Source organism: Lysobacter terrae (genome assembly GCF_054782215.1).
On sequence record NZ_BAAGSX010000001.1, the window covers coordinates 1696861 to 1719735 of the forward strand.

Sequence of the window (22875 nt, forward strand, 5' to 3'; positions counted from 1 at the left end):
TTGACATGCCCGGCCGTCCGGCGGGTCCCGATCTGGAGCTTGGAATGACACGACATCCGCACCACCACCCTCTCGCGCAGGCTCTCAAGCTCGCGCTGACATCGACCCTATTCGGTTCTGCATTGCCGGCCTTCGCGCAGGACGCTGCCCAGCCGCAGGATAAAGAAGCCACTACCCTCGAACGCATCGAGGTGACTGGCTCGCGCATCAAGCGCACCGATATCGAAACTTCGCAGCCGGTGTTCTCGCTCAGCCGCGACGAGATCCAGGCGCAAGGTCTGACCTCGGTCGGCGACGTGATCCAGAACATCACCGCCAACGGCTCGACCCTCAACACCACCATGAACAACGGTGGCAATGGCGAAACTCAAGTCAGCCTGCGCAATCTCGGTTCGAACCGCACCCTGGTGCTGGTCAACGGCCGCCGCTGGATCGGCGGCACCGGTCTGGGCGGCGCGGTCGATCTCAACACCATCCCGACCGCCGCGGTCGAGCGCATCGAAGTCCTGAAGGACGGCGCCTCGACGATCTACGGTTCGGACGCGATCGCCGGCGTGGTCAACGTGATCCTGCGCCAGAACTTCGACGGCGCCGAAGCCAACGCCTACATCGGCCAGTTCGACGAGGGCGACGGCACCCGTCAGGCCTACGACTTCACCATCGGTTCGGCGGGCGACCGCTGGACGGCGATGTTCGGCGTGGGTTACGTGAAGGAAGAGCCGGTGATGGCCGGCGATCGCGAGATCTCCGAGCGGTCGGTCTTCGGCGCGCCGGGCAATGCCTTCTTCCAGGGCAGCTCGACCGTGCCGAACGGCCGCTTCGCGCTGTGCGCCGCTCCCAACACGTTCGCCAACGGCCGTTGCGTGACGCCGCTGGGCGCCCCCGCGACGGAAACCCGTCCGAACGGCACCGGTGGCCAGTTCACCTACAACGACGGCAACAGCGGCACCGCTTGGCGTAATCGCGTCGGCACCGACGTGTTCAACTTCGCGCCGGACAACTACCTGCTGACGCCGCAGGAACGCAAGTCGCTGTTCATGAACGGCTCGCTGGACATCACCGACAACGTCCGTTTCAAAGCCACCGCGACCTACAACCAGCGCACCTCCGAACAGCTGCTGGCGGCGATTCCGATCGTGCTCGGCTCCGGCCCCGGCGCGTCGCCGAACGGCAAGTCGATCAGCATCAGCCCCTTCAGCATGTACAACCCGTTCGGCCAGACGGTCAGCCGCATCCAGCGTCGCGCCGTGGAAGCGGGCCGTCGCAGCTTCGTGCAGAACGTGGACACCTTCGCGTTCAACGGCGGCTTCGAAGGCACGCTGGAATTCGGCGACAAGGCGTTCGATTGGGAAGCGGGCTACTTCTGGGGCGAGAACCGCAGCCACGTCACCGAAGGCGGCCAGTTCAACCTGGTCGCGCTGCGTGACGGCCTGGGCCCGTCGATGATCGACAACCGTCCCGGCACCGCCACCTCGGGCAAGCCGGTGTGCGTGCGCACCCCGGGTGACCTGAGCACCATCATCGGTGGCTGCGTGCCGATCAACCTGCTGGGCAGCGGCACGTTGACTCCGGAAATGTTGGGTTATGCCGCCGGCACGCTGCACAGCGAGCTGGAATACAAGCAGAAGACCTACTACGCCAATATCGGCGGTGACCTGTTCGACATCGGCGATGCCGGTGCGTTCGCGTTCTCGTTCGGTCTGGAACACCGCTCCGAATCCGGCTTCGACTCGCCGGACGCGCTGATCGCGGCCGGCAATTCGACCGGCAACAACCGCAAGCCCACTAGCGGCGGTTACTCGGTCGATGAAGCGTATCTGGAACTGGCGATCCCAGTGCTCAAGGATCTGCCGGGCGCCCGCCTGCTCGACTTCAGCGCCGCGACCCGCTGGTCCGACTACAGCACCTTCGGTGACACGCTCAACAGCAAGTTCGGTTTCCGCTGGAAGCCGATCGATGACCTGATGGTCCGCGGCAACTGGTCGGAAGGATTCCGTGCACCATCGGTGGCCGAGCTGTTCACCGGTATCAGCGACTCGTTCCCGACCCTGACCGATCCCTGCAACCTGGGCAGCTTCCCGTCGCTGTCGGCCACGCAGCAGGCGCGCTGCGTCGCGCAGGGCGTCCCGGCCGGTGGTTACGACCAGGGCAACCCGCAGATCCGTATCAGCGCGGGCGGCAACCCGAACCTGCAGCCGGAAACCACCGAAACCACCACGCTGGGCTTCGTCTACAGCCCCAGCTGGCTGCAAGGTTTCGATGTGTCGCTGGACTGGTGGAAGATCGATCTGGATAACGCGATCAGCCTGCCGACGGGGCAGTTCATCGTCGACGAGTGCATCCGCGGCAACGTCCAGTTCTATTGCGACTTCTACACCCGTGCACCGGGCGGCGCGCTCGACCTGACCGCGCAGCCGGGCAACGTGGGCGGCCAGAAGGTGGAAGGTTTCGACCTGACCGTCAGCTACCGCCTGCCGGAAACCTCGTTCGGTAAGTTCAGTTTCACGTGGGACACCACGTACCTGAGCAAGTTCGATCTGGATCTGGACGGCGACGGCAAGTTCGGCGAGAGCATCACCACGGTCCCGAGCATCGGTCAGTCGACCGATACCTGGGAAATCGACGAAATCGCCAACACCCCCGGCCACTACCAGCAGAACAGCAATGCCTGGCGCATTCGCTCGAACCTGGCCACGCGTTGGGAGATGGGCGACTTCGGTGCGACCTGGAACGTGCGCTACTACGGCGCGCAGGAAGAGGACTGCCAGAAGTTCGTCGACTACGGCTACAGCTACCTGTGCTCGGATCCGGACCGCTTCATCGCCGTGCCGGAAGACACCAACGGCAACGGCGTATGGGACGGCACCAGCGGCGGCGACAGCCTGGTCGCGGTCAGCGATGCCCGCAACCACATCCCGGCGACCACCTACCACGACGTCAGCGCTTACTGGAATGCGCCGTGGAACGCCAAGATCACGCTGGGCGTCAACAACGTGTTCGACAAGGACCCGCCGGTCTCGCACTCGGCCTTCGCGAACTCGTTCGATCCGCAGTACGAACTCCCCGGTCGCTTCTACTACATGCGCTACACGCAGAAGTTCTGATCGACCTGACTTCAAAGCAATACGCACAAGCCAACACCGCTACGGCCCCGCAAGGGGCCGTAGTTTTTTGTCCACTTCAGTCAACTCCCGCGCCCAGGCGTGCACAGCCTGCAGGCGCGTGCCCCGACATGCTGACCTTGCCGTGCCGCCGGTCTCTCCCGGTGCACGCGCCGGGGATTGGTCTCCCCGTCGCTCGCGCGGCGTCGGTCATTCCCATGCCGACACACTGGGACCACCCGCGCCTAACCTCGCGGGTGGTCCTTTCTTTTTCCGTACGAATGGACATGAGTGCCATCCGCGCGCTGCCTAGCATCCTCGCGACCCCCCAACGGAATGGCCGCATGACCTGGGTGCTGTTCGACCATCGCGATTGCGCGCAGCGGCCTCCCGAGTTCTCCGTGCAGACCTGCACCGCGGTATGCCTTGGCGCACGTGCACTGCCGCTGCAGCTTCCGTCGACGCATGTGGCGGTGTGGCTGGTGCTGCGCGGTACGTTGAACGGACAACTGGGCGATCGCCATTGGTCGGTCGCCGCACGCGAAGCGATCGTATGGCCCGAAGGCGCGGTGCGGCTCGTACCTGGTCGCAATTGCTGGGCCGTGGGCGTGGTGGTGCCTGCCGCGGCGTGGACCAGCATCGCTGCGCGCGGTGAGGTGCCGGTGCTGTGGCAATCGCGTGCCGCACGCAGGCTCGTGTCTTCGCTGGCGCATCTGGTGCGCGCATTGCGCTCTGAGTCCGACGCAGATCTGGCGGGACATGCGGCGCTGGTCGAAGCCTGGTCGCATCAGGAGCCCGCGCAATCGCTGCTCAGCCGCTGCCCGGGACGCACGCGCCAGGCACGTCGCCGCACGCTGTCGCGCCTGCTGCGCGTGCGCCACAGCATCCAGAACGGTTTCGACGAAGGTGTGAGACTGGAGGCGCTGGCCCGTCAAGCAAGTTATTCCGCGCATCATCTCGTGCGCCTGTACCGCGACGTGTTCGGGCAAACACCGACCGATCACGCCGCGACGCTGCGGCACCAACGCGCATGGGACCTGGTGGCGCGCACGCCGCTATCGATCAGCGATATCACCGCCGAACTGGGATTCGACAGCCGTAGCGCCTTCTGCCGTGCCTTCAAGGCATGTTACGGAGTAACTGCGACGCAGTTGCGCTCGCGGAGCCGGGGCTAGTCCCGACGGGAAACGCTACCGCGGCAACGGCCCCAACGGCATCAACTGCTCACCCGGCTTTCCGAACAGGAAGCCCTGTCCATGCTGGCAGCCCAGCTCGCGCAGGATGATGCGCTGCGCTTCGCTCTCAACGCCTTCGGCGATGGTGTGGATGCCGAGCGAACCGGCGAGCGCCTGGATCGCGCGTACCACGGCCATGCTTTCCGGACGCGTGTCGCCGACCAGGCCGGCGACGAAGCTGCGGTCGATCTTCAGGCATTCAAGCGGGAAGCGGTGCAGGTACGACAGCGCCGAGAAACCGGTGCCGAAGTCGTCCAGTTGCGCCAGCACGCCGTTGCTGCGCAGCGTGCGCAGCATGCGCAGGGCGCGGGCGGTGTCGTCGAGCAACGCGCCTTCGGTGATCTCTATGCGCAGGCGGTGCGGATCCGCGCCGGCTTCTTCGAGCAGGCGCAGCAGGCGGTCGGCGAAATCGGCGGAGAGGAAATGTCGCGGCGAGACATTCACCGAGATGTAGCCGTGCGGCTCGCGCGCCAGGCGCTTGGCGACCTGCGCATACATCAGCCAGTCGACTTCTTCGATCAGGCCGCTGTCTTCGCCCAGGCCGATGAATTCGCCCGGCGCGAGCAGGCCGCGGCGTTCGTGGCGCCAGCGCAGCAGCGCTTCGTGGCCGATCACGCGACGATCGCTCAGGCGCACGATCGGTTGGTAATAGGCGACGAAGTCGTCGCCATTGATCGCGCGGCGCAAGTCGGCTTCGAGATCGAGGATGCGCATGGCCTCCTCGCGCATCACTTCGTCGAAGACGGCGCAGCCGTTGCGGCCGCTGGCCTTGGCGCGGTACATCGCGGCGTCGGCATCGCGCAGGAGTTCGGCACCGTTCTGGTAGCGCGGGTGCCAGGCGGCGATGCCGACGCTGGCCGACGGGAAGACTTCGCGCCCCGCCACCCAGAAGGGCTCGCCCAGTGCGACCAGGACGCGGCGCGCGAGCTCTTCGGCGATGGTCAGGTTGTCGATATCGCCGATCAGGATCGCGAACTCGTCGCCGCCCAGCCGCGCGACCATGTCGCCGCCGCGCACGGTGGCGACGATGCGGCGGCCGGCTTCGATCAACAACTCGTCGCCGGCGGAATGGCCGACGCTGTCGTTGACCAGTTTGAAACGGTCGAGGTCGAGGAACAGCACGGCGAAGTACCGCGTCGGCGTGTGCCCCTGCGCGGCATCGCTCTGCGCACGGCTGATCGCCGCGGCCAGGCGCTCCAGCAGCTGGCTGCGGTTGGGCAATCCGGTCAGGGCGTCGTGGCGCGCCTGGTAGGTGAGCTGCTGCTCGGCGCGCAGACGCTCGCCGATCTGCGAGAGCAGCTCGGCGTTGGCTTCGGCGAGTTCGCGCGTGCGTGAGGTGACGCGTTGCTCGAGCTCGCTGTGGGCGACGAGCAGGCGGTCTTGCGCCTGTTTGCGTGCCAGGCCAATGCCGATGTGATGGGCGACGAAGGTCAGCAGTTCCTGGTCGCGGCCGGTGAAGCTGATCGCCGGCGAGTAGCTCTGCACCGCGATCACGCCGACCACGACTTCCTCGCGGAACAGCGGCACGCCCAACCAGCAGTGGGCGAGCGTGCCGAGGCTGCGCACCTTGCCTTCGCGTTGCAGTGTTTCGATCACCGGCCGATCGGCCAGCAGGGCGCGGCCTTCGCGGATCACGTATTCGGTCAGGCCGCGGGCGAACTGGCGCGCATGGCGCACGGCGTCGCGTTCGTCGATCGAGTACGGGAACTCGATCATCGCGCCGTCTTCGGACACCTGCGCGATGTAGAAATTGCGTGCGTACAACAGCTCGCCGACGACGTCGTGGACTTGCGCGTAAAAGCGCTCCAGCGTTTCCGACGTGATCGACAGTTCGGCGATGCGGAACAGCGCGCGCTGCAGGCGTTCGCCGCGCTGGCGTTCGACGATCTCGGTCTGCAGATCGCGGTTGCTGTGCTGCAGGGCGCGCGTGCGTTCTTCGACGCGGCGCTCGAGGTCTTCGCGCGCCTGGCGGCGGTCGAGCGCGGTGAGGATGTGCTGCGCCACGTAGCTGAGCAGTGCGCGTTCTTCGTCGCGATAGACGTCGGGCCGGTCGTAGCTTTGCACCACCACGGCGCCGCAGACACGATCCTCGCGACGCATCGGCACGCCGAGCCAGTCGGCGCTGTCGGGGCCATGGACCACGTCACGGGCGACGCCGTACTGCTCGCGCAGTTTGTCCGACGCGCCGCGCAGCGGCTCGCCATGCCGCAGCAAGGCCAGCGTCAGGCTGTTGGGCATGTCGATGGCGGGAATGTCGAGCAGCGGATCGGCGACGTACGGATCCTGCCGGTCGGCGAAGTAGAGGAAGCGGATCGAATCGTGCGCATCGTCGTACAGCACGATGTAGAAGTTCTCCGCGTACATCAGGCCGGCGACGATTGCGTGGATGCGCCGCAGCATGTCGACCATTTCCAGCTCGGAGCCGGCCAGGTCGGCGATCTCGTACAGCGCCTGCTGCAGGCGTTCGGACTTCTCCAGCAGCTCCGCGCGCGCCTGCGCTTCCATCGTGGCCAGGTGCGCGGCCACCAGCTGCTGCGCCATCGCCAGCCAGCCGCGGCGCGCGGCCTGCGGCATGGTTTCGGGCACGTGCGCGACGATGGCCGCGCGCATCTCGGCCTGGCCGTCCCAGACCTGCGCGAGCGTCTGCGCGTCCTCGTGCGCCACGCCGGTGGCCATCTGCTGTTCGGCGGCTTCGTGCAGGCGGTCGGGGATCTGGTCGGACATCGAGAAGCCCGGAACGCCGATTTCGTCCCGCCAGCGCACCAGCACGTGCGACCCGGCAGGTAATCCCTGCTGAAGAACACCAGCCAACGCTTGCGCAGCGCTATCCGCCGGTTCGGCCGCCTTGGCCATCATCGCCCGCAATCGCTGCACTACGCCCCTCGTCACCATCCCCCGACGGTCTCGTGGAGCATACCTCCAGCCAGCGCCGGTGGAACCCCCCAACCCCTCCCCCGCGATCCGGGCGTTCTAGACCGCATGGAACTAGCCCTCGCCGTCGCCGACAGCCTGCATTCGCGCGTCCAGACCGCCCCCTCCTGGGCCAGCTGCGCGGCGAATGCGCAGCCGCGCCCGCTCGTCAACGGCTTCACGGCACCGGCGCCAGCCCGTAACCTCGCGGCGATGAATCCGGGCGCGGACGCCAATGACGACCTGTTGATGCTCGCCTGGGTAGGCGGCGACGCGGCCGCCTTCGAGATCCTGTATGCGCGTCACCGCGGCCCGCTGTACCGCTTTCTGCTGCGCCAGCTGCGCAACCAGGCGCTGGCGGACGAGTTCTTCCAGGATGTGTGGCAGCGGGTGATCGCCGCGCGCGCGGGCTGGAAGCCGGAGGCGGCCTTCGCCACCTGGCTGTTCAGGATCGCCCACAATCGCCTCAACGATCATTGGCGCGCGGCCAGGCACCGGCCCGCCGCGCCGGAGGATGGCGACGAGCGCGCCGCGCGCGTGCCGGACCCGAGCACGCCCGAGCGCGAGTTGTCCGATTTCGAACAGCGCCGCCGCCTGCAACTGGCGATGGAAGAACTGCCGGACGAGCAGCGCGAAGTGCTGGTGCTGCGGCTCGAACAGGAATTGAGTCTGGAGGAAATCGGCGCCATTACCGGAGTAGGCCGGGAAACCGTGAAGTCGCGGCTTCGCTACGCCATGGACAAGCTGCGCCAGAGATTGAACGAATGACCACCCGTCCCGACCACCACGAACCGCTGGACGCCGAAGAGCGCGATCTCGCCGCGCGGCTGCGTCGTGCCGGTCCGCTGGACGGGCCGTCGCCGGCGCTCGACGCGAAGATCCTCGCCGCCGCGCACGCGGCCGCGGCCACGCACAAGCCGCGCCGGCACGGCCGGCTGGCCTGGCTGGGCTTGCCGCCTGCGCTGGTGACTGGCGTCGGGGTCGCGGCGGCGGCCGTGCTCGCGCTCGGGCTGGTCTGGCAGTTGCGTCCGCAATACGGCCCGGCCATGCAGGGCGATGCCGCACCGGCGTCGGCGGATGAGGAAGTGATCATCTTTGCGGAGCCCGCGGCCACGCCACGCGCTCAGGCCAACAATCCGCCGCCGCTGCCGGCGCCGCCGATACCGAATGCCGCGAGCGAAGCGCGCGCGTCGCGCATCGCGGAAGACGATGCCGCCGCCGCACAGGCGCGTGCGAATGCCGCTGCAAGCGCGAAGGCGGCCGTCGACGACAGGCAGAAGGACGAAGTCGAAGCCGCGGCCGTCGCGCAGAGCACGGCGCAGGCGGCACAGGCCGCCGATACCGCCGCACCGGAAGCCTTCTCGTACGACGAAACGGCTGCGGCACCCCCTGCGGATGCGGCAGCCGCAGCCGGTCTGGCACGCAAGAGCCACGCGACCTACACCACCGCCGCGCGTGCCACCGCCGAGCGGCGCGAACGCGAGCGTTCGATGGCTGACATGGCCCCTGCCGCAGCCCCTGCCGCGCCGCCGATGGCCAACGCCGCCCCGCCCGTGGAAAGCACCACGCTCGACCGCATCGAAGTCACCGGCTCGCGCATCAAGCGCGGCGATGTCGATTGGTCGCAGGTGCCCGTCAGCGAAGACAAGCGCCTGCCGGCGGCCGAGTGGCTCGAACGCATCCGCACCCGCCGCGACGAGGACGACCTGGACAACGCCCGCGCCAGCCTCAAGCTCTTCCGTCGCGACTATCCCCGCATCCGCATTCCCGACGATCTGCGCGCGCTGCTCGCGACCGACGCGAAGCAATGAGCCATACCCTGGCGGCGCGCGCAGTGCACACGCTCGAAGTGAAGCACAGCCGCTTCATCGTGCACGCGGCGCCGGTGGCGACGCCGGAAGCCGCCCTCGCCTTCCTCGCCGAAATCGGCGACCCCGCGGCGACGCACAACTGCTGGGCTTACCGGATCGGCGCGCAATACCGCTTCAGCGATGACGGCGAGCCTGCCGGCACCGCGGGCCGGCCGATCCTCGCCGCGATCGATGGGCAGGGCTACGACCAGGTCGTGGCGGTGGTTACGCGCTGGTACGGCGGCATCAAGCTCGGGGCGGGCGGACTGGTGCGCGCCTACGGCGGTGCGGCGGCCGAGTGCCTGCGGGTCGCGCCGCGACGGGCGCTGATCGCCTACGGCGAGCTCATCCTGAACTATCCCTTCGACGCCACCGGCGCCGTGCATGCAGCGCTGGCGCAGTTCGCGGCGGAGAAGCTGGCCGAGAATTTCCTCGCGGACGGCGCCACTTTGACCCTACGCGTGCCGGCGAATCGCGTCGACGCCTTGAAAATCCAGTTGCGCGACGCCACCCGAGATCGAGTGCGCTGGCTCGAGACCTGACTTTCCCCATGACCGAATCTACCGGCAAGCCGCCCATCGGCGGCCTGCGCACCCTGTGGCCCTTCATCCGCCGGCATAGGGGCCTGTTCGTCGCCTGGCTGGTGGCGCTGGTCTGCTCGAGCGCGGCGACGCTGAGCCTTCCGGCGGCCGCGCGCGTGGTCATCGATCAGGGCTTCGCCACCGGCGGCGCCGGCATCGACCGCTCCTTCACCCTGCTGTTCCTGACCACGCTGGCGCTGGCGCTGTTCACCGCCGCCCGCTTCTTCTTCGTCTCCGTGCTGGGCGAACGCGTCGTCGCCGATCTGCGCGAACGCTTGTACACCCACTTGCTCGCACTCGACGCCGGCTTCCACGACAGAAATCGCAGCGGCGAACTGGTGTCGCGGCTGACCGCCGACGCGGAACTCCTGCGCAGTGTCGTCGGTTCCACCATGTCGATGGCCTTGCGTAGCCTGGTGACGGTCATTGGCGCGATCGTGATGCTGTTCGTGACCAGCCCGCATCTGGCCGCGTATGCGTTGGTCGGAATTCCGTTCGCGGTGGCGCCGATCGTGATCGGCGGCCGCCGCCTCAAGAAGATGTCGCGTGCGAGCCAGGACCGTGTCGCCGATGCGAATGCGCTCGCCGCCGAAACCCTCGGCGCCGTGCGCACCGTCCAGGCCCACGCGCGCGAACCCTACGAACACGGGCGTTTCGACTCGGCATTGAAGGCCGCGGTGAGTACGGCACGCAAGCGCATCGGCGCGCAATCGATCGTGACGGCGGTGGCCATCACGATTGTCTTCGGCGCGATCACGCTGGTGTTGTGGTCGGGCGCGCACGACGTCGTCGCGGGCCAGATGAGCCCCGGCAAGCTGGGCCAGTTCGTGCTGTACGCGATGCTCGGCGGCGGCTCCGTCGGCACCCTGGCGGAAGTATGGAACGACCTGCAGCGCGCGGCCGGCGGCATGGGCCGCATCAGCGAACTGTTGGAAGAATCTCCGGCGATCACGGCGCCCGCGCATCCGGCATCGCTGGCCGTGCCGCTGCGCGGTGATCTGGCGCTCGACCACGTTACCTTCCATTACCCGCAACGCCCCGACAAGGCCGCGCTCGTCGATTTCAATCTGCACGTCCGGCCGGGCGAAACCGTTGCGCTGGTCGGCCCGTCGGGCGCCGGCAAGAGCACGGTGTTCTCGCTGCTGCTGCGCTTTCACGATCCCAACAGCGGCACCGTGAGCGTCGATGGCGCGGACCTTCGCGCGCTCGATCCTTCGGCGCTGCGCGAGCAGATTGGCCTGGTCCCGCAGCAACCGACCATCTTCGCCACCAGCGCCGATCAGAACATCCGTTACGGACGCCTCGATGCCACCGATGCGCAGGTGCACGAAGCGGTAAGAGCGGCGCACGCGGCCGACTTCATCGACGCATTGCCGGAAGGCCTCGACACCGAACTGGGCGAACGTGGCGCGCGCCTGTCGGGCGGTCAGCAACAGCGCATCGCCATTGCCCGCGCGCTGCTCAAGGACGCCCCGATCCTGCTGCTGGATGAAGCCACCAGCGCGCTGGATGCGCAGAGCGAGCGCGCCGTGCAGCAGGCGCTGGAGACGCTGATGCAGGGGCGTACCACTATCGTGATCGCGCACCGCCTGGCGACCGTACTCAAGGCCGACCGCATCGTGGTCATGGACCACGGCCGTGTCGTCGCCGAAGGCACGCATGAGCAGTTGCTCGCGCAGGGCGGTCTGTACGCCGAACTGGCGAAGCTGCAGTTCCTGGACTGAGTCCTACCGGCCGGCGCTTATTGCGCCGGCAGCGCGCGCTCGATGATCTCCGCAAACGGAATGCCGGCGGGCAGCGTTCCGAACACGCGCCCATGAGCGTCCAAGCGGCTGCGGCAGAACGCTTCGGCCAGCGGGCTGCGCGCGCGCAATAGCGTGGCCGCCTGCAGGGCCAGGGCCATGCGCTCTACGAGCAGGCGTGCGCCGGCCTCTTCGCTCGCGCCACCGGCCAGCGTCGACCGCAGTGCGGCGGTCTCGCGGTCGAGCGCCGGATGCAGCCCGGAGGCCGCATCGAGTTCGGCCAAGAAAGCCTTGGCCGTATCGGGCTCGCGCGACAGCGCACGCAGCACGTCCAGGCACTGGATGTTGCCGCTGCCTTCCCAGATCGAATTCAACGGCGCCTGCCGGTACAGCCGCGGCAGCAACGACTCTTCCACGTAGCCGGCGCCACCCAGGCATTCCTGCGCTTCGTTGACGAAGGCCGGCGCGCGCTTGCACACGAAGAACTTGCCGATCGCCGTGGCGATGCGCGCGAACGCCGCTTCGCCGGCATCGCCCTGCGCGCCGACCGCGCGTGCCACGCGCAGCGAGAACGCCAGCGCGGCCTCCGCTTCGAGGGCGAGATCGGCCAATACGTTCTGCATCAGCGCGTGCTCCACCAGCCGCTTGCCGAAGGCGGAGCGGTGCCGCGTGTGGTGGATCGCCTGCGCCAAGGCCATGCGCATCAACGCGGACGAGCCGAGCATGCAGTCCAGGCGGGTCAGCATCACCATTTCGATGATGGTGGCGACGCCGCGGCCTTCCTCGCCGATGCGGCGCGCCCAGGCGCCTTCGAACTCGACTTCGGAGGAGGCGTTCGACCAGTCGCCGAGCTTGTCCTTCAGGCGCATCAGGCGGAATGCGTTGCGCGTGCCGTCCGGCCGCCAGCGCGGCATCAGGAAGCAGCTGAGCCCGCCGGGCGCCTGCGCCAGCACGAGAAAGCCGTCCGACATCGGCGCGGATAAGAACCACTTGTGGCCGACGAGTGCGTATTCGCCCGGCGCCGACAAGGGTTGGGCGCGTGTCGCGTTCGCGCGCACATCGCTGCCGCCCTGCTTCTCGGTCATGCCCATGCCGAGGGTGAGGCCCCGCTTGCCCTTGGCGGGCACGTTGCGCGGATCGTAGAAAGGCGCGGCCGCCTTCTGCGCCCAATCGCGCAAGGCCGGCTCGCGGCGCAGTACGGGCACGGCGGCGTGGGTCATGGTGAGCGGGCAACTGCTGCCCGGCTCGACCTGTCCGTGCAGATAGCTCAGCGCCGCGCGGGCGACGTGGCTGCCGCTCGCCGCGTCCTGCCAGGAAAGCCCGGCAACGCCACTCTCGATGGCCGCCGCCATCACCGCGTGATAGTTCGGATGGAACTCCACCACGTCGATGCGATGGCCGAAGCGGTCGTGCGTGCGCAAGCGCGGGCGATCGCGATGCGCGTCGAAGCTGAGTTGCAACAGCTCGCCGCCTGCGCGGCGGCCGTAGGCCTGCAGGCGCTCGGCGAACGCGGCCGCGCCCTCGCGTTCGACCGCTTCGCGCAGGGCTACGTCGTCCGCCCACAGGTCGCGTCCGGCGAATTCCGGCGGCTGGTTGTCCACTCCATCGGTCGCGAAATCCGTCGAGTTCACGGTCGCCTCCTGGTCGCTGCTGCGACTGTACGGCTCAATTCACGCCGTCGCCACGCAAAGAAAAAGGCCCCGCCGAAGCGGGGCCTGGAAAAACATTCGAGCCAAGCAGTCCTCGGCTCAAAATCGCGGCCGGATCAGACCGGCGCGACCTCGGACGCCTGCGCGCCCTTCGGGCCCTGGGTCAGCTGGTAGCTGACGCGCTGGCCTTCCTGCAGGCTGCGAAAGCCCTTGGCATTGATAGCGGAGAAATGCACGAAAACATCGGCGCTGCCGTCTTCGGGCGAGATGAAGCCAAATCCCTTGGCGTCGTTGAACCACTTCACGGTACCGTACTGCATGTCCTTTATGACCTCTGCTGGATGCGTTGACGTGCGCCGGCCCTGGCGGCGCCAAGCGAGTATGCCAACTTGCTGAACGAGCGCAACTGGCACGAGTGCATCGGTCGCGCCGTATTCTTCCGAGCGAACGGAAATCGGTTCCAGAACCGTGACGTCAGCCCAGTAGCGCGCGCAGCAGCGCCGGCAGGCCCGCGGACGCGGCCGCGACGTTGTCCAGCACGTCCTGCAGGGTGATGACCTCGTCCGGATCGGGGCCCGCGCCGGCCGCCCAGTTGGCGACGATGGCCAGGCAGGCGTAATCCAGTTCCATCTCGCGCGCCAGGCCGGCCTCCGGCATGCCGGTCATGCCGACCAGATCGCAACCGTCGCGGCGCATGCGCGCGATTTCGGCGCGCGTTTCCAGGCGCGGCCCCTGCGTCGCGCCGTAACAGCCGCCGTCGACCAGCGCCACGCCGGCCTTCGCCGCCGCCGCGATCACGGCCTGGCGCAGCGTCCGCGTGTATGGCTCGCCGAAATCCACGTGCAGCACGTCGGTACCGGGCTCTTCGCAGATCGTTGAGATCCGGCCCCAGGTGTAGTCGATCAATTGGTCCGGGCAGCCCAGCACGCGCGGTCCGAAACGTTCGGTGATGCCGCCCACCGTGTTCAGCGCGAGCACGCGCTGCGCGCCGAGCGCCTTGAGTGCCGCCAGGTTCGCGCGATAGTTGATGTTGTGCGGCGGCAGCGAATGCCCCTCGCCGTGACGCGCGAGAAAGGCCACGCGACGGCCGTCTAGCGTGCCGATGCGCACGGGGCCGGACACCGCGCCGTAATGCGTGACCGGCTGATGGGTTTCGACGTCTTGCAGCTCGGCCAGCTTGTACAGGCCGGTGCCGCCGATGATGGCGAGTTCGATCGTGCTCATGGCGAGGCGTTCTCCGTGGTGTCCCGTAGCGAATCAGTCCCGCAGCGCGTAGATGGCGGGCAGGCCGCGGCCTTGTTCGTGATAGTCCATGCCGTAGCCATAGACGTAGCGGTCGGGCACTTCCACGCCCATGTAGTCCGCGACCAGGCCCGGCACGCAGCGGTCGTGGACCTTGACCGCGAGCGCGGCGATGCGGATCTCGACGGCGCCTTGTTCGTGGCACCACTCGCGGATCGCGGCCAGGGTGTGGCCTTCGTCGACGATGTCGTCGACCAGCAGCACCCGGCGCCCTTGCAGCGAGGTAGCGGGACGATGCTTCCACGCCAGCTCGCCGCCGGAGGTCGCGCCGCGATAACGCGTCGCGTGCAGGTATTCGAATTCCAGATCCAGTCCACGCGCGCCCAACTCCAGCGCGAGCTGCCCGGCGAACGGCAGCCCGCCGTGCATCACCGTGATGTACACCGGCACGCTGCCGACGTAATCGGTGTGGATCTGCGCGGACATGCGCACGATCGCCGCTTCCAGCGTGGTGCGGTCGTGGATGAGGTCGCTGTTCGCCAGCGCGGTCTGCAGGTCTGCCATTACGCCAATCCTTCCTGGCGGCTGCGCGCTTGGCCGTAGCGCGCGTCCGCGATGAGTCCGTCCCAGCCCATCGCGCCGCGGCCGATCAGCCCGGTCAGCGCCATGGTGTTGAGTTTGCGGTGCTTGACCGCTTCCAGCGCTTCCTCGACCAATTCCGGATGGCACACCAGCACGACGTCGCAACCGGCGTCCAGGTGCAGCCCCACGCGCTGCTTCACGCCACCGGCGGACGAAGCGGCGGCCATGCCGATGTCGTCGCTGAAGACGACGCCGTGGAAGCCCATCTGCCGGCGCAGGATGTCTTCGATCCAGTGCTTCGAATAACCGGCTGGTTCGGCCGCGACGGCCGGATAGACCACGTGCGCCATCATCACTGCGTCGGCCTTGGCCTCGATACCGGCGACGAAGGGCACCAGATCGAGCTTGCGGATTTCATCCCAGGGCCGCGGATCGACCGCCATGTCGTAATGCGTGTCCTCCAGCACCGAGCCGTGACCCGGGAAGTGCTTGAGCGTCGCGCCCATGCCGGCGGCGTGCATGCCGCGGATATAGGCGCGGGTGAACTCGGCGACGACTTCGGGATCTTCGGAGAAGGCACGATTGCCGATGGCGCGGTTGCCGCGACCCAGATCGACCACGGGCGCGAAGCTGAGATCGACGCCGGTCGCGCGCACCTCGCTGGCCATCAGCCAGGCGTGCTCTTCGGCCAGGCGCAACGCCGACTCGCGGTCCTGTGCGTACAGGCGTCCGAACCCTTCCAGCGGCGGCAGCGCGCTGTAGCCCTCGCGGAAACGCTGCACGCGGCCGCCCTCCTGATCCACGCAGATCAGCTGCGGCCGCGGCGCGGCGGCGCGGATCGCCTGCGACAGTTGGGTTACCTGCGACTTCGAAGCGAAGTTGCGGCCGAACAGGATCACGCCGGCGCAGGCATCGTGCTGCAGCCAGTCGCGCTCCTGCGGGGTGAGTTCCTTGCCGGCGACGCCAATAAGCAACATATCCAAGCCCTAAGAAACAACTAACCAAAAAAGTACGGCGAAGAGACTCCTGCACGGCACCAACTCCCCCTCTCCCGCTTGCGGGAGAGGAAGGGTGAGGGCCGCGGCGCAGCCGCGGAACGCAGACCTTAGTCCATGTTCCCCGCCCGCTCCGACTCACTCCACACGCAATACGGCCGCGACGCCAGCGCCAGATTGTAGTAGCGCTTGCTGTCGGTCACTTCACGCCCGATCCACTGCGGCTTCTCGAACACCGCATCGGCCGCGGGCAGCTCGATCTCGGCCACCACCAGGCCGGCGTTGTCGCCCAGGAACTCGTCGACCTCCCACAGATAGCCGCCGAAATCGACGTAGTGCCGGCGCTTGTCGACGAGCCCGCCCACGCTGAGTGCGAGCAGTGCGCGCGCGTCGTCGACCGGGATCGCGTAGTCGAATTCCTGCCGGGTATGGCCGAGCTCGCGCGACTTGAGGTTGAGATAAGCCTCGTCGCCCTGGATGCGCACGCGCACCGAGGTTTTCATCGCGCCGCTGTCCATCGCCGCGAGGTCGTTGAGGTAAGCCTGCGCCATCGGCATGACCTTGTGCGCGGCGCTGCGCCAGCCGTCGCCGGTGACCAGGAATTTGCGTTCGATTTCGATGCCCATGGGCGCTCAGACCTCGAACATTGCAATCGATTCGACATGCGCGGTATGCGGGAACATGTCCATCACCCCCGCGGCGCGCAGTTTCCAGCCCTTTTCGTTGACCAGATACCCGGCATCGCGGGCGAGCGAGCCAGGGTGGCAGCTCACGTAGACGATGCGCTTGAACTGCTTGAGCTTGAGCTGGGTCAGCACGAAGTCGGCACCCGAGCGCGGCGGGTCCAGCAGCAGGCGGTCGAAGCCTTCGCGCATCCAGGTGTGGTCGCTCAGATCCTTGCCCAGGTCGGCGGAGTGAAATTCCGCGTTGGCGATGCCGTTGTGCGCGGCATTCTCGCGGGCGCGCCGCACCAGCCCGGCCTCGCCTTCGACACCCACCACTTCGCGCACGCGGCGCGCCAGCGGCAGGGTGAAATTGCCCAGGCCGCAGAACAGGTCGAGTACGCGGTCGTCGGGTTGCGGATCGAGCAGGTCCAGGGCGGACTGGATCATCTTGCCGTTGAGGCCGGCGTTGACCTGGATGAAGTCGAGCGGACGGAATACGAATTCGAGGTTCCACTGCGGCAGCATGAACGCGAGCTTGGGCTCGGCCGGCCAGAGCGGATGTACGCTGTCGACGCCGGCCGGCTGCAGAAAGATGGCAAAGCCATGCTGCTGGCCGAACGCCACCAGCGCGGCCTGATCCGCTTCCGACAGCGGTGAAAGGTGGCGGAACGTCAGCGCGATGCCGTTGAAATCCTCGGCACGGTCGCCGGCGATGAATTCGATCTGCGGGATGTCGCGGCGCGCCTGCATGCCGTCGACGAGCGCGGCGAGCGCGGACACCTTGGTGCCGATCTCCGGAATGACCGTATGGCATTCGGAGAGATCGGCGACGAAGCGCGGATCCTGTTCGCGGAAGCCGACCAGGGTTTTGTCTTTCTTCTCGACGCGGCGCACCGAGAAGCGGCCCTTGCGGCGATAGCCCCAGGCGGCATCGGTGAGCGGCGGCAGTACGCGCTCGGGGGTGACGTGGCCGATGCGTTCGAGGTTCTCCAGCAGCACACGCTGCTTGGCGAGGATCTGCTTGCTTTCGTCCAGGTGCTGCAGCGCGCAGCCGCCGCAAGTGCCGAAGTGCGGGCAGCGCGCCGGCACGCGGTCAGCGGAGGCGCGCAGCACGTCCAGCGTCGTGGCTTCGTCGAAATGGCGGGAACGCGAGGTCTGCTTCGCCATCACGCGCTCGCCGGGCAGCGCGCCGGCGATGAAGGTGACTTTGCCCCCCTCGCCGTCGCGCCGGGCGACGCCACGGCCGTCGTGGCTCAGGTCGGTGATTTCAACTTCGAAAGGGGTTTGATCGATGCGGGCCACGGGGGAGTTCGGTATTGCAGGGCCGCGTATTGTCGCACCCCCTCGCCCCGCTTGCGGGGAGAGGGAAAGCGTCGCACAGCGACGCAGGGTGAGGGGACGTGCCGTCGGCGGTTGCACGATCTCGGCGCGGGCAGGCGGCGCCGGTAGGCAGGTGCGACACGCCGTGAATCCATCCATGGAGGCTTGTCAGCGGCATCCATGCCGCTGACAGTCGCGCCTGCCTACCGGCACCGCCTGCCCTCTCACTCATCTCGGGCGCTTTGATAAGAGCAAAGGCAACTCGCTGCGCTCGCCTCCCCCTCTTCTGCCCTTCGGGCATCTTCTCCCCGCACGCGGGGAGAAGAAGGAGCAAGAAAAAAGCGTGACCGAAGCTGCGATCTGCACGCTCGCGGTAAGCGCTGCCCGGCGGGATGGGGGTGCGGAGAGCGGACCAGGATGGTCCGCGGCCCCGACTAAAGGCAGGGATGCCGTCCGGAGGGGCGGAGCACCCCCATCCCGTCGGGTAGCGCGTCGCTACCGAAGCCGATGCCCTCCTCAACCAGCTGCGACAACAGCGAGGCGCCGCAAAAGCGAAAGGCCCGCAAAAGCGGGCCCTTCTCAACAACACAGCCGGAAGCTTACTTCTGCTTCCAAGCCCCGCCACTCTGATACCACCACCCCGCATGCGCGCTGGCGATCCACTGCTTGGCGAACACATCGCGGATCTGCGTTTCCCACTCCGGATGCCCGTTGGCCACCGCCACTTCGCGATACACCGCCTTGCGGTCGCGGTTGTCGTCGGCGACGGCCTGGTTCACCGCGACGCGGTCCTTGAGGGCGAGCTTGGACGCATCGCGAACCACGATGGTGCCGTCGCCGCCGAAGCCCAGCGCGCCCGCATCGAAACCCGCACGCAGCTGCGCATCGAAACGCTCGGCCATGCGCGCCTGGATCGCCTGGATCGCCGGCGTCTTGATGGTGATGTCGGGCTGCGATTGCGCGTAGGCCGTGCCGATGCCGACCAGGCTCAACAGGTCGACGTGGGCCAGCAGATGATCCGCTGGGGCCTGCGAGCGAATCGCCATGCCGCCGCCATCATGCGGAACGGGCTTCACATTCACGTCCTTGGCTTCGTCGCCGATCACTTTTTCGACGAACTCCTTCGCCGCTTCCTTGGCCTCGGCCGCGGGGAAGTAGACGTTGATCGTGACGCAGGCCGTCAGCAGCACGGCTGCGACCGGGATTCCCATCAGACGACGCATGTTGTTCTCCTGTTGGACGGATGACTCCGTCGTTGTTTCGTTCGTTCGCTCATTCGACGACGGGCTTGACGTCGCCCTTGCCGATCGCACCCAGCCGCTCCACCAGGGTCGGCCAATCGACCCGCCGATTGAAGCCCACCACGGTAAGCCGTGGCAGCCCCGCACCTTCGACGATAATAAATCCCCGTCCGGCTGAACCTAGTCCATCCATATTGCAGACGTCGTCGGCGAGCCGGCAGGCGATGCCGATGCGCGCGTAGCCGAAATCGTCGAACAGGCCGATCAGCCGCGACTGCAGGCTGTTGACGAAGGACGCATCGCCCACGCTCGACAGGTCCTGCACGGCGCGCTGGCTGATCCGCTGCTTTACCCCGGGCTTGGCTTGCGTATGCAGGTCGGCGTCGAAGGCGACCGGCTGCCAGTCGACCATGCGCAGGGCGTTGATGCGCCCGTCGAGGCGGCCGGTGATGCTGCCGAAACCGAAGACGCCGGTCAGCGCTTCCAGGTCGAGGTCGTCCAGCCCTATGTCGGCCGACAGCGTCGGCGCCACGCCGAAGGGCCGCTCCATCGACAGCGAAGACACGGCGATCTCGCCGTCGAACACGCGCATGCGCAGTCCGCCGTCGAAGTCGAGGCGTTCGCGGGCGTAATGGGCCTGGGGAATTTCGCCGCTGAGTTCGCCGGTGAAGGCCGGCCAGTTCAGGGCATGGGCGAGCTGGCCGACGTCGAGCTGCTGCAGGGTCATGCCGAAGCGCACATCCAGCCCCTCCTCGCCCGCGGGGGGCCGCAGCGCCAACTGATCGAAGCGCAGCTGGCCGCCGAGCATCGGCACGACCACCGGCGCGCGGAAGTGCAACTCGCCCGCGCCGCTCGCGAATGGCAATTGCGCGGCGCCGAAGCGCAAGCCGTAGAGCTGACCGCCCTGCCAACTCAGATCCGAGTTCACCGACGCGCCCGACGAAATGGCGAGGTTGCCGTCCAGGCGATCGAATCCGAAGCGTTGCTCCGGATCGGTCACCGATGCGGTGTGCAGCCACACCTGCACGTCCTGCATGGCGCCCTGCGAGAGCTGCAGCGACGCTTCTGCAGCGCCCGCGAACTGCAGTTGCGACACGCCCGCGACGCCCAGCCATCCCGAGAGGTAGGCATCGCGCAGCGGCGCCAGATCGGGGCTTTGCACGCGCAGGTCTAACGCATCGAAGTTGCCGTCGCGGTCCAAGGCCATGCTGCCGCGTGCGTCGAGCACGCCGGCGTCGCGCCATTGCAATTGCGGGAAACGCCATCCCTGCCCGGCTTCCTGCGTGGCTGCGAGTGCCAGATCCACGGTGCGCTGTTGCAAGGCGACATAGGCGTTGCCGAAGAGCAGTTCGCCGCCGTGCAACCGTCCGGCGACCTTCGCCTGGTTCGTGCTCGAGAACGAAAGATCGAGCGCCAGGTCCGCGCCGAGACTGTCCGCGGCGATGGTGCCGTCAGGCGTATCGAAGGCGCCGCCGCCGATGCGCAGCGGGCCGGTAATGCGGACGGGCTGAGCGGTCGGCGCGACGATGGCCAGATGGCCATCGAGCGTGCCGCCGGTGATGTGCCCGTCGCTCCAGGCATTGCTCAGCAGGGCCTGGGCCCAGGCCAGCGGAACTTTCGTCAGATCGATGTCGGTGCGGTCCGGGGTTGCGGCATCGCGATGCAGCGACAACGTGGAGATGCCGCGCGACAAGTGCGCATCGGTGCTCGCCGCACCCAGGGCCAGCGACAGCCGCAGCGGTGCGCCAACACCGCCACGTACGTCGCCGTCGCAACGCCAACCACCACCGCCATCGCGTTGCAACGGACACTGCCAGTCCAGATCGCGAAAGTGATAGCCCAGGCCGGCGGCATCGACCCGCTGCGCCTGCAAGCGCAGCAGGCCATGCGGCGCGGTGGCCGGCCAATCCAGCCGCACGCGCACGCCCTGCATCGTGGCGACGGGCGTCGTCACCCGCTCGATGCGCGCAGCCAGCGATCGTGCATGGGCCGGCGCCGCCATTGCGGCGGCAAAACCCAAACCCCACAGCAGGCGTACCATTCGATCGCGCATCTCGGAAGGATATGAGGACTGCTCGCCCCATGACACCACCACCGCCCCGCATTCTCCTGGTCGAGGACGACCCGGTCAGCCGCCAGTTTCTTTCGGCGGCCGTGCAGGCCCTGCCCGCGACGGTCGACGCCGCCGACAGCATGGCCGCGGCGATCGCCCTCACCGTGGCGGGGCACTACGACCTGTGGCTGATCGACGCGCACCTGCCCGATGGCAGCGGCGAGCAACTACTGGCGCGGCTGCGCTCGCGCGACCGCGCCACCCCGGCGCTGGCGCACACGGCCGGGGCCGACGCGGCATCGCAACAGGCGCTGCTGGACGCGGGCTTCCGTCAAGTGCTGGTAAAGCCGATGCCGTCCACCGCAGTGCGCTTCGCCTTGCAGGAAGCATTGGGACTCGCAGCGGACGCAGCGTCCACCGCACCACTCGATTGGGACGACGAAGCGGCGGCGCGCGCACTCAACGGCAATCGCGAACATATCGCGGCCTTGCGCAAGCTCTTCGTCGCGGAACTGCCCGGCGTGGTGGAGCGCGTCCGCAATGCGTTCCGCAACGAAGACTTCCAGGGATTGCACGCGGAGTTGCACCGGCTGCGCGCCAGTTGCGGTTTCGTCGGCGCCGATCGGCTGCAGGCTGCGGTGCAGGCACTGGATGCGGACGAGCGTTCGCATGAACGGCTGCAGCAGTTCACGACGGCGGCTGAGGCGTTGCTCGTCGATGAGTGAATGATCACTCCTAACGGTGCCACGCGTACCGTGCGCTCGGCGCACCTGCTCGCCCTTACCGTTGTACCTACCCCTTTACGCTGCTTTTCTTTTTCGAAAGTTGATGAAGAAGCGCGAGAGCAAATACCACCACAGCGTTCCAAGGAGACCATGGATCCAATGCGGCATGTAAAACAACCATGCAAGGGATCCGTAGCTGTTGGAAACAGAATGCAATAGGTCGGAGTAGGCCTTCCCAGCAACAAAATATAAAAGGCTCACTGGAAAATCTACGACAGCCCAAATACCCCAAATCAGCGGGGCTTGTGGATCATGCGATTTACTCACATACAAAACTGTCGTGAAAAAGAGCAGCACATGCATCAACGCCACCACAATAGGTATGTTTTTAAATTTGGTCATGGCTTTTTCTTCGGTCGATCGCAATATATGCATTCTGGTGAATCAGGGCCCGAATCGCGCTCTCCGGGACGATCAATTGCAGCACCGATTGTCCGGCCCCAAAAACCGCCCACAGCGTAGGCTTCCTTCGTAAGATTGTAATCACAGTTTCTGAAACACTCGCTGCGCCCACTCTTATCGCAAGGGAATCCCGCACGACACGTGTAGTAGCACATGTCATGGTTCATGCATGAGGTGTCCAATCGATCCACGGGGCGCCGATAAATATGCTCTGGTGAAAATTCTTCTTTCCTGCCTCCGGTCCAGTCTGGACCGCACCAGAAGCCATAGATTTTGATTAGTCCTCTCGGATCGATACCCGTCATGGGATCTGCATCGACGTATCGATATGTGTTGTTTCCACCCTTCAAGCCGATTGGGTCGCTCTCGATATAGCGTCCAGTACCGCTGTCGTAGTCGCGCCGCATGTTGTAATTCAACCCACTGGCCGCATCGTACCGCTGCCCCGGGAATCGCTGATTGAACACCAGCTTTATGGTGTCGCCGTCCACATCCTCGATCGGCGCCGTGTTACCAAACGCC

19 protein-coding genes are annotated in these 22875 nt (G+C 67.0%); 7 read left to right on the top strand and 12 right to left on the bottom strand.

What is annotated here, in order from left to right; translation table 11 throughout:
• Positions 1-44 precede the first annotated feature (44 nt).
• Entirely contained in the window at positions 45-3104 is a 3060-nt protein-coding gene (locus ACYVJ8_RS07870) for a TonB-dependent receptor domain-containing protein (RefSeq protein WP_460710925.1), read from the top strand.
• A 341-nt stretch (positions 3105-3445) separates the two neighbouring features.
• Positions 3446-4276: a helix-turn-helix transcriptional regulator gene (locus tag ACYVJ8_RS07875; RefSeq protein WP_460710927.1), complete on the top strand. Its 831-nt coding sequence runs from the start codon at positions 3446-3448 to the stop codon at positions 4274-4276.
• A gap of 15 nt (positions 4277-4291) precedes the next feature.
• Here the strand turns inward: ACYVJ8_RS07875 and ACYVJ8_RS07880 are convergent, their stop codons facing one another.
• Positions 4292-7210 (bottom strand): bifunctional diguanylate cyclase/phosphodiesterase, encoded by a 2919-nt coding sequence (locus tag ACYVJ8_RS07880; protein WP_460710929.1) that lies wholly within the window; start codon positions 7208-7210, stop codon positions 4292-4294.
• A 249-nt stretch (positions 7211-7459) separates the two neighbouring features.
• Between ACYVJ8_RS07880 and ACYVJ8_RS07885 the strand changes: the two genes are divergently transcribed.
• Genes ACYVJ8_RS07885 through ACYVJ8_RS07900 form a run of 4 tightly spaced genes read left to right on the top strand, consistent with a single transcriptional unit; the run spans position 7460 to position 11401 of the window.
• The gene (locus tag ACYVJ8_RS07885; protein WP_460711109.1) at positions 7460-8014 is read left to right on the top strand and encodes an RNA polymerase sigma factor; all 555 of its coding nucleotides are present in this window, start codon (positions 7460-7462) and stop codon (positions 8012-8014) included.
• Entirely contained in the window at positions 8011-9057 is a 1047-nt protein-coding gene (locus tag ACYVJ8_RS07890; RefSeq protein WP_460710931.1) for a hypothetical protein, read from the top strand. Before ACYVJ8_RS07885 ends, ACYVJ8_RS07890 begins: the two co-directional genes overlap by 4 nt.
• Positions 9054-9638, top strand: coding sequence for an IMPACT family protein (locus ACYVJ8_RS07895; RefSeq protein ID WP_460710933.1), 585 nt, complete (start codon positions 9054-9056; stop codon positions 9636-9638). The genes ACYVJ8_RS07890 and ACYVJ8_RS07895 overlap by 4 nt, the downstream gene beginning before the upstream one ends.
• Positions 9639-9646: 8 nt before the next feature.
• Positions 9647-11401: an ABC transporter transmembrane domain-containing protein gene (locus tag ACYVJ8_RS07900; RefSeq protein WP_460710935.1), complete on the top strand. Its 1755-nt coding sequence runs from the start codon at positions 9647-9649 to the stop codon at positions 11399-11401.
• 17 nt (positions 11402-11418) lie between these two features.
• Here the strand turns inward: ACYVJ8_RS07900 and ACYVJ8_RS07905 are convergent, their stop codons facing one another.
• The 9 genes from ACYVJ8_RS07905 to ACYVJ8_RS07945 all read right to left on the bottom strand — a co-directional run bounded on the left by ACYVJ8_RS07905 (position 11419) and on the right by ACYVJ8_RS07945 (position 21166).
• Complete coding sequence (locus ACYVJ8_RS07905) at positions 11419-13050, bottom strand: acyl-CoA dehydrogenase family protein (RefSeq protein WP_460710937.1); 1632 nt, start codon at positions 13048-13050, stop codon at positions 11419-11421.
• Between the two features lie 134 nt (positions 13051-13184).
• Entirely contained in the window at positions 13185-13388 is a 204-nt protein-coding gene (locus ACYVJ8_RS07910) for a cold-shock protein (protein ID WP_056133187.1), read from the bottom strand.
• A 154-nt stretch (positions 13389-13542) separates the two neighbouring features.
• Complete coding sequence (locus ACYVJ8_RS07915) at positions 13543-14292, bottom strand: S-methyl-5'-thioinosine phosphorylase (RefSeq protein ID WP_460710939.1); 750 nt, start codon at positions 14290-14292, stop codon at positions 13543-13545.
• Between the two features lie 33 nt (positions 14293-14325).
• On the bottom strand, positions 14326-14874 hold the full coding sequence (locus ACYVJ8_RS07920) for a hypoxanthine-guanine phosphoribosyltransferase (protein ID WP_460710941.1): 549 nt from the start codon (positions 14872-14874) through the stop codon (positions 14326-14328).
• Positions 14874-15869 carry a beta-N-acetylhexosaminidase gene (gene nagZ / locus ACYVJ8_RS07925; protein ID WP_460710943.1) on the bottom strand — a complete coding sequence of 332 codons (996 nt, stop codon included), beginning with the start codon at positions 15867-15869 and terminating at the stop codon, positions 14874-14876. The genes ACYVJ8_RS07920 and nagZ overlap by 1 nt, the downstream gene beginning before the upstream one ends.
• 128 nt (positions 15870-15997) lie before the next feature.
• Positions 15998-16513 (bottom strand): CYTH domain-containing protein, encoded by a 516-nt coding sequence (locus ACYVJ8_RS07930; protein ID WP_460710945.1) that lies wholly within the window; start codon positions 16511-16513, stop codon positions 15998-16000.
• Between the two features lie 6 nt (positions 16514-16519).
• Positions 16520-17854 (bottom strand): 23S rRNA (uracil(1939)-C(5))-methyltransferase RlmD, encoded by a 1335-nt coding sequence (rlmD, locus tag ACYVJ8_RS07935; RefSeq protein WP_460710947.1) that lies wholly within the window; start codon positions 17852-17854, stop codon positions 16520-16522.
• 617 nt (positions 17855-18471) lie between these two features.
• Positions 18472-19095: a DUF1318 domain-containing protein gene (locus ACYVJ8_RS07940; protein ID WP_460710949.1), complete on the bottom strand. Its 624-nt coding sequence runs from the start codon at positions 19093-19095 to the stop codon at positions 18472-18474.
• A gap of 49 nt (positions 19096-19144) precedes the next feature.
• A complete protein-coding gene (locus ACYVJ8_RS07945; RefSeq protein ID WP_460710951.1) occupies positions 19145-21166 on the bottom strand; it encodes a translocation/assembly module TamB domain-containing protein in 2022 nt (673 codons plus the stop codon).
• 29 nt (positions 21167-21195) lie between these two features.
• Here ACYVJ8_RS07945 and ACYVJ8_RS07950 point away from each other — a divergent pair, with 29 nt between their 5' ends.
• Positions 21196-21891, top strand: a complete 696-nt coding sequence (locus ACYVJ8_RS07950; protein WP_460710953.1) for a response regulator — start codon at positions 21196-21198, stop codon at positions 21889-21891.
• Between the two features lie 75 nt (positions 21892-21966).
• Here the strand turns inward: ACYVJ8_RS07950 and ACYVJ8_RS07955 are convergent, their stop codons facing one another.
• Together ACYVJ8_RS07955 and ACYVJ8_RS07960 are read right to left on the bottom strand one after the other, a co-directional pair.
• The gene (locus ACYVJ8_RS07955) at positions 21967-22293 is read right to left on the bottom strand and encodes a hypothetical protein (RefSeq protein ID WP_460710955.1); all 327 of its coding nucleotides are present in this window, start codon (positions 22291-22293) and stop codon (positions 21967-21969) included.
• Positions 22290-22875 (bottom strand): RHS repeat-associated core domain-containing protein (locus ACYVJ8_RS07960; protein WP_460710957.1); only part of this gene is annotated, 586 nt, incomplete at its 5' end. The genes ACYVJ8_RS07955 and ACYVJ8_RS07960, both read right to left, overlap by 4 nt.